This is a genomic window from Mesorhizobium sp. M0621, assembly GCF_040320745.1.
Classification (GTDB): domain Bacteria; phylum Pseudomonadota; class Alphaproteobacteria; order Rhizobiales; family Rhizobiaceae; genus Mesorhizobium.
This window is the reverse complement of sequence record NZ_JAMYQF010000003.1, coordinates 101,701-114,613: the sequence shown is the minus strand read 5'-3', so window position 1 is coordinate 114,613 and position 12,913 is coordinate 101,701. Positions and strand designations below refer to the sequence as shown.

Sequence of the window (12,913 nt, the reverse complement as noted above, 5' to 3'; positions counted from 1 at the left end):
TTGAGGAGGCGGGCCGTTGGCCGCCTGAAGCGCTGATTTCCAAGGGGTTTCATCCGCGCGCGTTAAGCTTTTGTTTTCACGCCCGTCGTTGTCGCAAACCGCCGCACACATTCGGGCGACATGCCTGGGGGCCATTTCCGTTGGACAGCGCGCCGGCAAAGCGCTAATCGCATCAGCCATGCATGCGGGATCCCTGGATAACAAGCCTTTGGGCAGGCAAGCGTCGATCGCTTCGGCGCTGAGGACGGTGGCGACAGAACAGGCTGGGGTCGCAGCCCTTGCCGAGGCCCTCGAGAACGGATTGGCAGCGCCTTTCGCCCAGGCCGTCGAGATGATCTCTGGAATTGAAGGCCGGCTCATCGTCACCGGTGTCGGCAAAAGCGGTCATATCGGGTCGAAGATCGCGGCGACGCTGGCCTCGACCGGCACGCCGGCTTTCTTTGTCCATCCCGCTGAAGCCAATCATGGCGATCTTGGCATGATCGCCAGGGACGATGCCATCATCGCCATGTCGTGGTCGGGCGAGAGCAAGGAACTGATGGGTATCGTCGCCTATTCCAGGCGCTTTTCCATTCCGCTGATCGCCATAACCGCCGGAGAGACATCGGCGCTGGCGCGCGCCGCCGACGTCGTGCTGCTGCTGCCGCGCACGCCGGAGGCCTGTCCGCATGGCCTGGCGCCGACGACATCGACGCTGCTGCAGCTGGTGATGGGCGATGCGCTGGCGATCGCCCTGCTCGAAGCGCGCGGCTTCACGCCGGACCATTTCCGCACCTTTCACCCGGGCGGCCAGCTTGGCGCCAACCTGACGCAGATCCGCGAGATCATGCATGTCGGCGACAGGTTGCCGCTGGTGGTCACGGGCACCGGCATGCAGGACGCGATCCTGGAACTGTCGCGAAAGGGATTTGGCTGCGTGGCGATCACCGACGCAGACGGCGCGCTGGTCGGCATCATCACCGATGGTGACATTCGCCGTCACATCGGCAGCGATCTGCTGGCGATGACGGTGGATCAGGTGATGACAAAAGGGCCGAAGACGGCGGCGCCGGACACGCTGGTGGCAACGGCGCTGCAGACGATCAACAATTCAGCCATCACCAGCCTGATGGTGGTGGAGGGCCGGAAACCAGTCGGCCTCATCCACCTGCACGACCTCTTGCGCATCGGCGCGGCCTAGGATGCATCGATATTCAGGTGATGCCGGCCTGACCTGAATCTCAACACATCCTCAACGGCGTACGTTCAGACCGCCTCTACGGTCAGTTCCAGATCCGTGTCGGCAGCACCCGTCACGCGCACCTGCGTGCCGGCCGGAAGGTCCGGGCCAGAGACACGCCACAGCGTGTCGCCCAGCTTGATGCGGCCACGTCCATCCCGGATCGGTTCGGCAAGTGTCGCCATCCTGCCAACCATTTGCGCGCCGCGGCGATTGAGCAGCGGCTGGTCGGTCGGGTCATTGCGACCACCAACCAGCTTCTTGCCGACATAGGCCGAGACCAGTGACAGCACCAGGAAGGCGAGGACCTGAACCTGCCAGGTCCAGAAGCCGGCATCCCAGATCAGCAGCGACACCGCGCCGATGATCAGGGCGGCGATGCCGATCCATAGCATGAAGATACCGGGCGCGATGATTTCCATCACCAGCAGGGCGAAGCCGAGAACCATCCAGTTCCACGGGCCAAGTTCGGAAATGATGCGGTCGATCATGGGCGTTTTTCTTCTTTTTTGAGCATGACCTTTTCCGAAAGCCGGCTTCCAGTTTTCGGGGTCATGCTCCTACGATCTCAGTTATCGGTCGGGCGAACGACTGGCGGGCGCGCGGCCTGCCTTTGCGCGCCGGTCATGCCTTCGCTGCGGAAAACCTCCTTGGCGATCTCGCCAATGCCGCCGAGCGAACCGATCAGCGACGACGCCTCGAAGGGCATCAGCACGATCTTGCTGTTGGTGGCCGTGCCGATCTTGCCCAGCGCCTCGGTGTATTTCTGGGCGACGAAGTAATTCAGCGCCTGCACGTCGCCCTTGGAAATTGCTTCTGAGACCACCTGCGTGGCGCGAGCTTCCGCCTCAGCCGAACGTTCGCGCGCCTCGGCGTCGCGGAAGGCGGCTTCCTTGCGGCCTTCGGCTTCGAGGATCTGCGACTGCTTGAGACCTTCGGCGGCAAGGATCTGCGCGCGCTTGTTGCGCTCCGCGGTCATTTGACGGCCCATCGATTCGATGAGGTTGGCCGGCGGGTTGATGTCCTTGATCTCGACGCGGGTGATCTTGATGCCCCACGGATGCGCTGCTTCATCGACGACGCGCAGCAGGCGCTCGTTGATGGCGTCGCGATTCGACAGAAGCTCGTCGAGGTCCATCGAACCCATGACAGTGCGGATGTTGGTCATCGTCAGGTTGAGGATGGCGTTCTGCAGGCCGGCAACCTGATAGGCGGCCTGCGCCGCATTGAGGATCTGGTAAAAGGCGATGCCGTCGACACCGACGATGGCGTTGTCGCGAGTGATGATTTCCTGGCTCGGAACGTCGAGCACCTGCTCCATCATGTTCATCTTGGCGCCGATGCGATCGACGAACGGGAAAATGAAATTGAGGCCTGGGCTCAGTGTCTTGGTGTAACGGCCAAAGCGCTCCACCGTATAATTGTAGCCTTGCGGGATTGTCCTGATGCCTTTGATCAGAAGCACCAATACCAGAAGGGCAAGTGCACCAACCGCAATATCGAAACCACTGAAATCCATTTGGCTCTCCCTCAGACGAAGGCCGCACAAGCCATTCTCGCGCAGCCGACTTCACCAAAGGCTTAAGTGTATTTCAGATGCGTTACAATCAGGTGATGATGGATTGTTTGCAAGCTTGCATCCTGCGGTTGAAGGCAAGCAACCTCGCATCCGCGTCGTCCAGCCCGTCGATCGAGGCCGAGACAATCTCGGAAGCAATCTGCGAGAAGGTGATGCCATTGCCGCCGTAGCCCATCACTGCATGGATGCGAGGGTGCCTGGGAATGGCACCGATATAAGGCAGGCCGGTGGTCGTGGTGCCGAAAGAACCGGTCCAGGCGAATTCAGGCCTGGTGTCGAGATGCGGAAATATCAGGCTAAGTTTTTCGGCGATGCGTGCGCTCTTGTCGCTGATCAACTCGTCGCGCCGCGCCTCGTCGAAAAAATCCTCATCCTCGCCGCCGCAGATGACCCTGCCGTCGGTAGTCGCCCTGACATAGAGGTAAGGGTCCGACGCCTCCCAGATGAAGGCTGCCTGCGGCCAGATCTTTCGCGATTGCGGTCGTGTCGCGATCGCCCATGTCGAGACGATCTGGTGGACTGCTGCCGGCACGATATCGACGAACTCGTAGCCGGTGGCCAGAATTACGTGTTGCGCGGTGATGGTCGGGCCACCCCTGGTCGCGACGACAACCGCGTCGGCACTGTCCTCGATCGCCGTCGCTTCGGCCGGAGCGTAGAAACGTGCCTTGCGCTCCACGGCCTTGAGCAACAAGCCGGCCGTCAGCTTGCGCGGGTCGAGTGCGATGTTGCCGTGGCTGAGGATGGCGCCGTCACGATCGATGCCGAATATCTCCGCCAGCGGCGCTGATGTGAGATAGGTCGCGCCGATGCCTGCTTGCCGCCGTGCCTCGGCCTCGTCGCGCAGTCCCGATGGCCCGAGCAAGGTGCCGGTCAGATAGAGCGACGGGGTGCGGCTCAGGCCACAATTGACGCCGAGTTCGGCAATGCGAGCGGCAAGGTTAGAAACGGCAAGCCGCGAGCGTCGCCAGGCCTGCTCCGCCGAGGTTTTGCCGATCATCTTCGAAAGCGTCGAAAGCGGCTGGTCGAGTTCGAATTGCACCAGCGCGGTGGTTGCGGACGTCGATCCTTTCAGCGGGCCGCGGCGGTCGATGCAGATCACCGCATGGCCTTGCGCCGTTAGTGCCTCCGCCATCATGGCGCCGCTGATGCCCATGCCGACGATCAGCACATCTGTCTTGACGTCCCGGATCAGGCTGTCCGTCGGCACCGCAGGCGCGCGATAGGCGGACCAGACTGGCCGGCCAGTTCTGAGATCGAGCTTGCGGGGCATCGAATTCTCCGGAGGGCGCGCCTTAACGCCCCGGAGCTTGTGTTGTTCCGGTTCAGAGCGGCCCACCGCTTCACGGATGCGGCGAGCCGCTCTAACTCTTGTTTGAAGCAATTCCGGGCGGAAAACCGTTTTACACTTTTCCTGGAATTGCCCCCTAGACCCAGCCGGACAGTTCGCGCCGCACCATCGCTTCGATCACCGCCATGCCCTCGGCGCTGTCGTTGAGGCAAGGGATATGGGCGAAGTTCTTGCCGCCGGCGTGATGAAAGGTCTCGGCCGCCTCGCGGCCGATCTCGTCCAGCGTCTCGATGCAGTCGACGGAAAAGCCGGGATTGACGATGGCGATCGACTTGACGCCGTCCTGCGCGAGTTTTTCCACCGTCTTGTCAGTATAGGGCTGCAGCCATTCCTGCGCGCCGAAGCGCGACTGGAAGGTGATGATCAGTTTCTTGTCATCCCAGCCAAGCCGTTCGCGCAGCAGCCGCGTCGTCTTCTGGCAATGGCAATGATAGGGGTCGCCCTTCTCGAAATAGGGTTTTGGAATGCCGTGATAGGAGGTGATGACCACCTCCGGCTCGAAGTCCAGCGTCGCCAGATGCCGTTCGATCGAGCGCGCCAGCGCTTCGATGTAGACCGGTTCGTCATAGTAGGGCGGCACGCTGCGGACGGCCGGTGCGCGGCGCATTTTCATCAGCGCGCGAAACAGCTGGTCGTTGGCTGTTGCCGTGGTCGTCGCTGAATATTGCGGATAGAGCGGGAAGGAAAGAATGCGGTCGCAGCCCTGGTCGACCAGACGCTGGGCAATGCTGGCGGTTGAAGGGTTGCCGTAGCGCATCGCCCAGTCGACGACGATATCAGGCAGGTCGCTCAGCGCTTCGGCCAGCTTTTCGGCCTGGGCGCGGGTATAGGTGCGCAGCGGCGACTCATTCTTTTCCCGGTTCCAGATCCGTGCGTAGTTGGCGCCCGACTTCTTGGGCCGCCTGGTGAGCACAAGGCCATAGAGGATCGGATACCATATTGCCCTGTTGAGTTCGATGACGCGCGGGTCGGACAGGAATTCACGGAGATATCGCCACATCGGCTTGAAGTCGGTGCCATCAGGCGTGCCCAGATTGACCAGCATGATGCCGATCTTGCCCGTCTTGGCCGGCGGATGTCCGGCGGGCAACGGGCCGAGCGCTTTCGCGGCCTTGGGATCGACAGGGGTGGAAAGCGTCATAAGGGTTCTCCGGGAGACGCGAACCTAACCATCTAGCGCGCGCTTTCAATGCAGCGTCTGGCCGCACCTTAGCTCGAAAACAGGACGCCCGCCCGGTTTCTCGGGCGGGCGGTGTCTTTCAGGCATCGAAGCGATGTTATTTCGGCGGGATGGTCAGCGTTGCGCCGACCGGAAGCCGGCGCGGCTCATAGCCCTTGTTGGCGCCCGAAATGACTTTCCACCTGGTGCCATCGCCATAGGCCTTCACCGCCAGATCCCAGTAGGTATCCCCGGCAACGATGATATGGCTGCTTTCAGCTGACGCGGCCTCGGCGGGCTTTGCCGGTTCGGCCGGTGCCGCCGGGGCAGGAGCCGGTGCTGCTTCAGCCGGTTTTGCTGGCTCGGCCGGTGCGGCAGGCGCCGTCTCTGTCGATACGGCCGGCGGTGTGTTGGCGATATCACCCGAGTTGGCCGGAAGTTCAGGCATTGCCGGGGCCGCTTCCGCAGGCTTGGCTGGTTCGGCCGCGGGTGCCGCCGCGACGGTCGCCGCGATCTCGGTGATGCGACCGTCGAGCTTCGGCGTGTACGGCCGGTGGGTGCCGAGATAGTCGGCAACCACCTGTTCAAGACCGGGACCGTAATCGTAGGCGTTCTTCGCCTTGTCAGCGAAGATCTTGTAGCCGTCGCCGCCCTGGCGGACATAATTGTTGGTGGCGACCAGATAGTCCTTGTCCGGATTGAGCGGCGTCCAGGCGCCGCCTTCCATGACCTCGACCGACTTGACGCGGCCGGCATTGGGCGCGGCGGACTTGTCGAAGGAATATTTCAGGCCGGCGACCTGCGGGAAGCGCCCGGCGCCGTCCTCGACCTGGCTGAGTCCGCTCTCGAGGCCAGCCACCAGGTCCTTACCGGAAATCTGGAAGGTCGCCAGCGTGTTCTGGAACGGCAGCACGGTCAGCACCTCGCCCATGGTCACGATGCCCTTGTCGATCGAGGCGCGCAGGCCGCCGCCATTGGAGATGACGATCTCGACACCCTGTCCCTTGACGCGGTCGAGGATGGCGTCGGAGACGAGGTTGCCCATCGCGCATTCGCGGGTGCGGCAGCTCTCGCGGCTGCCGTCGATCACGTCGGTGGTCTCGGCGACTTCCTTATTCTTCAGCGCTTCGATCGGCGCGCCAAGCTCCTTGATACGGGCGAGCACGGCCGGGTCGGGCGTGATCGACTTGTCAAGATAGATTGGGTCGCCGCTGGCCGATTTGACGACGCCATTGTCGTCGAACACCACCTTGAACTCGCCGAGATATTTCGAATAGGACGCCGCCTGCACGACCGGCACCTTGTAGCCGTCCGGGTTGTCGACCATCGTCGGGTAGGGGCCTTCCGCCTTCGGGTCGGTGTTCGACAGCAGCGAATGGCTATGGCCGCCGACGACGACATCGATGCCCGGGATCTTGGCGATGACGTCACGCTCGCGCTTGTAGCCGATATGGGTCACGGCGATGATCTTGTTGACGCCCTCTCCCCTCAGCTTCTCGACTTCAGCGGTGATCGACTTGACGTCGTCCTCGATGGCGACATTGGGGCCGGGGGAGGCGAGGTCCGGGGTGTCGTTGGTGATCGCGCCGATGATGCCGATCTTCTGGCCGCCGACCTCGACGACAACAGACGGCTTGACGCGGTCGCCGAGCTTGGATTGCGCGTTGGCCTTCACATTGGCACCCAGCACCGGGAACTTGATCATGTCGAGGAACGGCGCCAGGGCGACTTCGCCGTCGTCGAATTCATGGTTGCCGAGCGCCATGGCGTCGAACTTCATCTGGTTGAGGAATTCGCCTTCGACCTTGCCCTTGTAGGTCGTGTAGAACAGCGAGCCCTGGAAATTGTCGCCGGCGCTGAGCAGCAGCACATTCTGGCCTTCCAGCTTCTTGCGCTCCTGGGCGATAGCGGTGATCAGCCTGCCCGCGCCGCCGATGCACTCACCCTTGGTCTCCTCGTCGGCCGAGCAGGTCGATTCATATTTGTTGTTGCCCTCGATGCGGCTGTGCCAGTCGTTGATGTGCAGGATGTTCAGTGTGTAGTCGGCAAAGGATGCGCCGGCCGACAGGCCGAGGGCTGAGGCGGACAGGGCGGCAATGGCAGCAAGCTTCTTCATCTTCGTCTCCCGGAAAGCTGATCAGAGGCCTTTAACGCTCTTGCTTGACTGGAACATAACAGTCGGCGCTTTGACCTATGTTCCCATCGCGTTCCGGATGACGCAAGCGGAATTCCGGAACCTTTGCCGGCATAAAAAAGGACGGCAGCCAACCGGCCGCCGTCCTCAGGCAAGCGAATGCTCGCTGGTTCAGACGCGCCGGGTCAGCACGAAATTCTGGCCGCTGGAGCTGGTGCAGTTGAGCTGGCTTGTCGACACCATCAGGCAGTTGAAGCTGACCGCCGTCTGGCGGATCAGCGACGTGCCGTTGATCTGCACCGACGTGGCGCCGGTCATCGTGTAGCTGCCATCGGCGAGCTTCTGGCCTGTGTCGGTGGCGACGGTCGTGAAGGTGCCGCCGGCGAAGGTCGAAAGGCCGGTGCCCTTGGCGTCGATCCAGGAGCCTTCAACGCCTTTCGGCGACGCCGCCATTGGCGGCTGATCAGGGCCGCTGGTCGCACAGGCAGCGAGCACTGCCGCAATGGCCCCCGCCAAACTCATAGAAAGAACTTTGCGCGCAATAGTCATGTGAAAATCCTCTCCTCTCGCATCGGCCGAAAAATCGGAATCGATTTTCGGAAAGCACGATGCGCGCATCCAAGTTTCCAGAGCGTACGCCGTGCCTTCAAACGGGCACGTGTCGCTCTCGTCCGCATCCCTTCAATCGCCCGATTTCCGGGCGATTGCAAGGCAATGGGGCCTATGGAACGCACCGCTATCGAACGAGGATGTTGCGGAATTGCCACGGGTCGTCCCGGTCGAGGTCTTCCGGGAACAGACCGGGGCGGTTATCGAGCGGCGTCCAGTCGGTGTAGTGGCCCTTGACCGGTCCGAGATACTGGGACTGCACGTCCAGGCAGCGCTTGTAATCCATCTCGTCGGCCTCGACGATGCCAGCCTCGGGATTCTCCAGCGCCCAGACCATGCCCGAGAGCACCGCCGAGGTGACCTGCATGCCGGTGGCGTTCTGGTAGGGCGCCAGTTTGCGTGCCTCGGCCAGCGACAGCTGCGAGCCGTACCAGTAGGCGTTCTTGTCGTGGCCATAGAGCAGCACGCCGAGCTCGTCGACACCGTCGACCAGCTCGTTCTCGTCGAGCACGTGGTGCACGGGCTGAGGCTTGCCGGCGGCGCCGAACATCTCGTCCAGCGACAGCACCGCGTCATTGCAGGGATGATAGGCATAGTGGCAGGTCGGGCGGTACTGAACCTTGCCCTTCTTGGAGCGCACGGTGAAGAAGTCGGCGATCGAGATCGCCTCGTTGTGCGTGACCAGGAAGCCGTACTGCGGCCCTGGCGTCGGGCACCATGAGCGCACGCGCGTGTTGGCGCCGGGTTGCTCCAGGTAGATCGCGGCCTTCGAACCATGCTTGTGCTTCTTGGCGTTCTTCGGCATCCATTTCTCATGCGTGCCCCAGCCGAGTTCGGCGGGCTGCAGACCCTCGGAGATGAAGCCCTCGACCGACCATGTGTTCCAGAACACATCCATCGGCTTCGGCTTCTTGGCGCGCTGGGTGTCACGTTCGGCGATGTGGATGCCCTTGACGCCGGCCTTCTTCATCAGCTTGGCCCAGCCCTCGCGGTCGTCCTGCGCCGGCTCTGAAAACTCGAGGCCGAGATCGGTGGCGAGATTGACCAGCGCCTGCTTGACGAACCACGAGACCATGCCGGGGTTGGCGCCGCAGGTGGAGACAGCCGTTGGGCCGCCGGGCTTGTCGTGCTTTTCCTTGAGCAGCGATTCGCGCAGCGCGTAGTTGGTGCGGCTGGCGTTGTCGGCCTTGGCGTCGAAATAGAAGCCGAGCCATGGCTCGACGACGGTGTCGATGTAGAGCACGCCGAGCTTGCGGCAGAGCCGCATCAGGTCCACCGAACCGGTATCGACCGACAGGTTGATACAAAAACCCTGGCCGTCGCCCCCGGTCAGAAGCGGCGTCAAGAGCTTCTTGTAGTTCTTCTCGGTAACCGCTTCCTGCATGAAGGTGATGCCGCGCTCGTCGAGCAGCTTGCGGTCGGTGTCGCGTGGGTCGATGACCGTCATGCGAGACGTGTCGAACTTGAAATGGCGTTCGATCATCGGCAGCGTTCCCCGGCCGATCGAACCAAAGCCGATCATCACGACAGGGCCGGTGATTTCACCGTAAACGGGCCAGTTTTCAGTCGCCATTTTATCGAACACTCCTTCAAAACCCAGGAAACCGGGAAAAACGCACACAAAACCGGGCATCTTTGCCCGGCGGCCATGCGCTACATCACAGATCATTGTCACAAACCAGCGAAAAGCGCCAACCAGCGACTAGCCGTCATTGGCCATGTGGTTAAGGACCGACATCAGCCGATCGCGGTCTGCGGTCAGGCCCTTGTAGTCGAGCTGGGCGAGATCGAGCGCTTCGAGCTGGGCGGCGAAAGACACCGCCAGCTTCGCCCGATCCGGGTGCCGGGCGAGCACGGCGAGAGGGTCGAGATGGATGCGAATGGTGAACAGGATATCGCGTGCAACTGGCAGTTTTCGCAGGGTTTGCCGTTCGACGCGGATGAAGGCGTGGGCGTTGATGTCGCCATCGGAAAAGCGCGACGGCCGGTTGGTGGCGCGGTCGATGCGCTGCAGGTCGGAGAGCGGATGGTAGAGCGCGTTATCAGACTGGATCGACCAGTTGTAGCGCTCGACGGCCTGCCCCTGGAGGCCATCGAACATGCGGTTGATCAGCTCGGCCGGACGCGTGCCCGGGCCGAAACCCGGCACCGGCGCGTGGATATCCTGCAGCGGCTTGCCGAACTTTTCCTGGAGCGACCAGGACGAGGGAAAGCACAGCGAGCCGGCGACCAGCCGCCAGCCATTGTCGCTGCGACGCATCAGGACCAAGTCTTCCTGTACCAGCAGCGAGGCGGCGACAAGCGGGGCATCCTCGAAACCGGAAGGGTGGGTGGGATGGTTCGCGGCGCCCATGACCTCCAGGTCCGCGCCGATGCGCCGATAGGTTTCGGGGTACCGCTCCAGCAGATGCGCGCGGAGCAGATCGAGCACTTCCTGCTGGGCGTCCCGCGTGCCGTCCTCCCCGACGAAAACGCGCTCGGGGATTTTGGCATAGAGCCGGCGTTTCTCGGCGAGATACGGCAGCAGATGGTCGTCGACCTCGATCCAGTCCGCCGGATCGAGCGGTTTCAGCCCGATGCTGAAGAGTTTCGAAGAGCCGTCATAGGGCGTGTGGGTGGGCAGCGCCTTGGCCAAGCTCATGCTTCCTTGAACTGCTCGAGGCCGGCGGCGGTCATCCTCGCCAGGAATTCGGTGACATCATAGTCGGCCGCGCCTGCCTTGGCGAAAGGGTCGGCGGCCAGCCTGGCGTCGAGCGCCTCGCGCGGACATTGCGCGATGATGATGCCGCCAGTCCTCGGCTTCTTCGGCCCGGAGGCAACGAAGATGCCGTCCGCGTAGCAGGCCTTCAGCCACTCGACATGCGCGGCCTGGAGTTGGTCGATCTCGGTCACCGGCACCTTGTAGTTCAGCGAAACGACGAACATCGTTATGGACCCTCTCAGGCAAGTTTGGCCGGAATCAGTCCGCGCAGCGAATTGCCGACGAACAGCGCCCTGGCAGATTTCAGATCGTCCAAGCTGTAGATCGCTTCACGGGCGCGGCCTTCATCCAGAAGCTCGGCGCGCAATACGCCAGGCAGCAGGCCGCAGTCGAGCCGGGGCGTCGCCAGCATGCCGTCGCCAAGATCGGCAAAGACGTTGGTGATGGTGCCTTCACAGATTTCGCCGCGCTCGTTGGCCAGGATCACCTCGTCGGCCTGGGTGATAAGATATTCAGCGCGGGCATGCGTGTAGAGCTGCCGCCGGCTGGTCTTGTGGCGCAGCAGCGTATCGTGCGAATCGAGCCTCGTTCGCGCCAGCCGCAGCGTCCAGACCTTGTCGGCGGCGAGCGGTTCGTAGGGTTGTGCCGAGGTGGTCGCCTCGCCGTTGCGGGAGAGAGCGAGGCGGGTGCGCAGGGCAATGCCGGACCCGCTAACCGCATCGCCCAGCACGTCGCCGATCGTCTGCGGATCATAGCGGAAGCCGAGTTCCGCCGCCGAATCATAGAGGCGGGCGAGATGGCGATCGAAGCGCTGGAAGCCCGAGCTGGGTTCCCAGCGCATGGTCTCGATCAGCTGGAAATCGGCGGTGTTCCCGTCGCGAAGCGCGCTTTCAGCAGACACTCCTGATACTCCTCCTGCGCCGTCGAATCGAAGACCACGCCGCCTCCGACATTGTAGATGGCCTCGCCGCCGGAAAAGAGCGAGATGGTGCGGATCGCCACGGAAAAGCGCATCGTGCCACCGGGCGCGATCCAGCCGATGGCGCCGCAATAGACGTCGCGGGGCGTGCCTTCCAGATCGTGCAGGATTTCCATGGCGCGGATTTTTGGCGCGCCGGTGATCGAGCCGCAAGGAAACAGCGCCGCGAAGATCTGGCGGATCGAGAGACCCGGCAGCAGTTTTGCCCTGACGTCGCTCACCATCTGATGGACGGTCGGATAGGTTTCGATGCGGAACAGCGCTGGCACGTCGAGCGTGCCGACCTCGCTGATCAGCGAGATATCGTTGCGCAGGAGATCGACGATCATCCGGTTTTCGGCCTGGTTCTTCTCGTCGTTGCGCAGGAAGATCTTCTGCCGTTCGTCCTCGGCCTTGGTGGCGCCGCGCGGTGCCGTGCCCTTCATCGGATGCGTCTCGATCATGCCCCCGGCGTCGATCTCGAAGAACAGTTCGGGCGAGCGCGACAGCACAATGGGTTCACCGAGCGCGACCAGCGCGCCATATTTCACCGGTTGGCGTTCGGTCAGCGCATCGAAGGCGGCCAGCGGGTCACCCGACCACTGCGCATGCACCGGAAAGGTCAAATTGCCCTGGTAGCAATCGCCCTGCCTGATGTGCTGGTGCAGCCGCGAGAACCGCTTCTCGTATTCCTCGGGCGACCAGGTTGCCCGGGCGTCGAAGATCGGACCATTGGTCGCCACGGTATTGCGTGGCGGCACCGCCTCTTCGACCGGCGCATCGAAAACTCCAAGGCACACGAGTGGAGCGCGGCGCCCGTCCGGAAGCAAGGGAACGAGTTTTGGCTCGAGCAGATACCCCGCCTCATAGGAGAAATAGCCGGCAAGCCATTTGCCGGCATCGTGCGCGGCTTGCGCTGCTTCCAGCGCCGGCAGGAAATCCTTTGCCTCATGCGCCACGATGACATCGACCGGCCGGTCGAAAACGAGCTGGCGCGCGGTTTCGTCGTTGCGGAAAATGGCGGCGGGCAGGGACATGGGCACCGGATGCTGCGGTCAATGAAGCCGTCGACCGCTCTATATGGGGGGCCGCTCGCGCGCAATCGAGGGAACGGCACGCTGCCACTCAAAGCCGACCTTTGGGCCGACCTTGGGGCCGACCTGCAGGCTACCTCCGCGTCGATATTGCCGGCCAAAAACAAAC

12 protein-coding genes are annotated in these 12,913 nt (G+C 62.8%); 1 reads left to right on the top strand and 11 read right to left on the bottom strand.

The features are described from left to right. The first annotated feature begins 178 nt into the window (after positions 1 to 178). Complete coding sequence (locus NKI38_RS03290) at positions 179 to 1,180, top strand: KpsF/GutQ family sugar-phosphate isomerase (RefSeq protein WP_352654743.1); 1,002 nt, start codon at positions 179 to 181, stop codon at positions 1,178 to 1,180. A 65-nt stretch (positions 1,181 to 1,245) separates the two neighbouring features. On the opposite strand, the gene NKI38_RS03285 is transcribed toward NKI38_RS03290, so the two are convergent. The 11 genes from NKI38_RS03285 to NKI38_RS03235 form a co-directional block, all read right to left on the bottom strand. Continuing rightward, positions 1,246 to 1,710 (bottom strand): NfeD family protein, encoded by a 465-nt coding sequence (locus tag NKI38_RS03285; RefSeq protein WP_352654741.1) that lies wholly within the window; start codon positions 1,708 to 1,710, stop codon positions 1,246 to 1,248. 77 nt (positions 1,711 to 1,787) lie between these two features. After that, on the bottom strand, positions 1,788 to 2,738 hold the full coding sequence (locus NKI38_RS03280; RefSeq protein ID WP_352654739.1) for an SPFH domain-containing protein: 951 nt from the start codon (positions 2,736 to 2,738) through the stop codon (positions 1,788 to 1,790). A gap of 88 nt (positions 2,739 to 2,826) precedes the next feature. Next, entirely contained in the window at positions 2,827 to 4,071 is a 1,245-nt protein-coding gene (locus tag NKI38_RS03275; protein WP_352654737.1) for an NAD(P)/FAD-dependent oxidoreductase, read from the bottom strand. A 154-nt stretch (positions 4,072 to 4,225) separates the two neighbouring features. Beyond that, positions 4,226 to 5,290 carry a ferrochelatase gene (gene hemH, locus NKI38_RS03270; protein ID WP_352654735.1) on the bottom strand — a complete coding sequence of 355 codons (1,065 nt, stop codon included), beginning with the start codon at positions 5,288 to 5,290 and terminating at the stop codon, positions 4,226 to 4,228. Between the two features lie 136 nt (positions 5,291 to 5,426). Further along, entirely contained in the window at positions 5,427 to 7,424 is a 1,998-nt protein-coding gene (locus NKI38_RS03265) for a 5'-nucleotidase C-terminal domain-containing protein (RefSeq protein WP_352654733.1), read from the bottom strand. A 189-nt stretch (positions 7,425 to 7,613) separates the two neighbouring features. Next, entirely contained in the window at positions 7,614 to 7,991 is a 378-nt protein-coding gene (gene omp10, locus NKI38_RS03260; protein WP_352654731.1) for an outer membrane lipoprotein Omp10, read from the bottom strand. Between the two features lie 187 nt (positions 7,992 to 8,178). Beyond that, the gene (locus NKI38_RS03255; RefSeq protein WP_352654729.1) at positions 8,179 to 9,624 is read right to left on the bottom strand and encodes a homospermidine synthase; all 1,446 of its coding nucleotides are present in this window, start codon (positions 9,622 to 9,624) and stop codon (positions 8,179 to 8,181) included. Between the two features lie 129 nt (positions 9,625 to 9,753). Then, the gene (locus NKI38_RS03250) at positions 9,754 to 10,692 is read right to left on the bottom strand and encodes a heme-dependent oxidative N-demethylase family protein (RefSeq protein WP_352654727.1); all 939 of its coding nucleotides are present in this window, start codon (positions 10,690 to 10,692) and stop codon (positions 9,754 to 9,756) included. Then, on the bottom strand, positions 10,689 to 10,976 hold the full coding sequence (locus NKI38_RS03245) for a YciI family protein (protein WP_352654725.1): 288 nt from the start codon (positions 10,974 to 10,976) through the stop codon (positions 10,689 to 10,691). Before NKI38_RS03245 ends, NKI38_RS03250 begins: the two co-directional genes overlap by 4 nt. A gap of 14 nt (positions 10,977 to 10,990) precedes the next feature. Then, on the bottom strand, positions 10,991 to 11,653 hold the full coding sequence (locus tag NKI38_RS03240; protein WP_352654723.1) for an aminotransferase class IV family protein: 663 nt from the start codon (positions 11,651 to 11,653) through the stop codon (positions 10,991 to 10,993). After that, on the bottom strand, positions 11,602 to 12,747 hold the full coding sequence (locus NKI38_RS03235; protein WP_352654721.1) for an aminodeoxychorismate synthase component I: 1,146 nt from the start codon (positions 12,745 to 12,747) through the stop codon (positions 11,602 to 11,604). Before NKI38_RS03235 ends, NKI38_RS03240 begins: the two co-directional genes overlap by 52 nt. Between the last annotated feature and the right edge of the window lie 166 nt (positions 12,748 to 12,913).

Excerpts from the sequence above, each read along its gene's own strand:
- NKI38_RS03250 (WP_352654727.1), bottom strand. The coding sequence starts at position 10,692 with ATGAGCTTGGCCAAGGCGCTGCCCACCCACACGCCCTATGACGGCTCT.
- NKI38_RS03285 (WP_352654741.1), bottom strand. The coding sequence starts at position 1,710 with ATGATCGACCGCATCATTTCCGAACTTGGCCCGTGGAACTGGATGGTT.
- omp10 (WP_352654731.1), bottom strand. The coding sequence starts at position 7,991 with ATGACTATTGCGCGCAAAGTTCTTTCTATGAGTTTGGCGGGGGCCATT.
- NKI38_RS03290 (WP_352654743.1), top strand. The coding sequence starts at position 179 with ATGCATGCGGGATCCCTGGATAACAAGCCTTTGGGCAGGCAAGCGTCG.
- NKI38_RS03265 (WP_352654733.1), bottom strand. The coding sequence starts at position 7,424 with ATGAAGAAGCTTGCTGCCATTGCCGCCCTGTCCGCCTCAGCCCTCGGC.
- hemH (WP_352654735.1), bottom strand. The coding sequence starts at position 5,290 with ATGACGCTTTCCACCCCTGTCGATCCCAAGGCCGCGAAAGCGCTCGGC.
- NKI38_RS03245 (WP_352654725.1), bottom strand. The coding sequence starts at position 10,976 with ATGTTCGTCGTTTCGCTGAACTACAAGGTGCCGGTGACCGAGATCGAC.
- NKI38_RS03235 (WP_352654721.1), bottom strand. The coding sequence starts at position 12,747 with ATGTCCCTGCCCGCCGCCATTTTCCGCAACGACGAAACCGCGCGCCAG.
- NKI38_RS03280 (WP_352654739.1), bottom strand. The coding sequence starts at position 2,738 with ATGGATTTCAGTGGTTTCGATATTGCGGTTGGTGCACTTGCCCTTCTG.
- NKI38_RS03275 (WP_352654737.1), bottom strand. The coding sequence starts at position 4,071 with ATGCCCCGCAAGCTCGATCTCAGAACTGGCCGGCCAGTCTGGTCCGCC.
- NKI38_RS03255 (WP_352654729.1), bottom strand. The coding sequence starts at position 9,624 with ATGGCGACTGAAAACTGGCCCGTTTACGGTGAAATCACCGGCCCTGTC.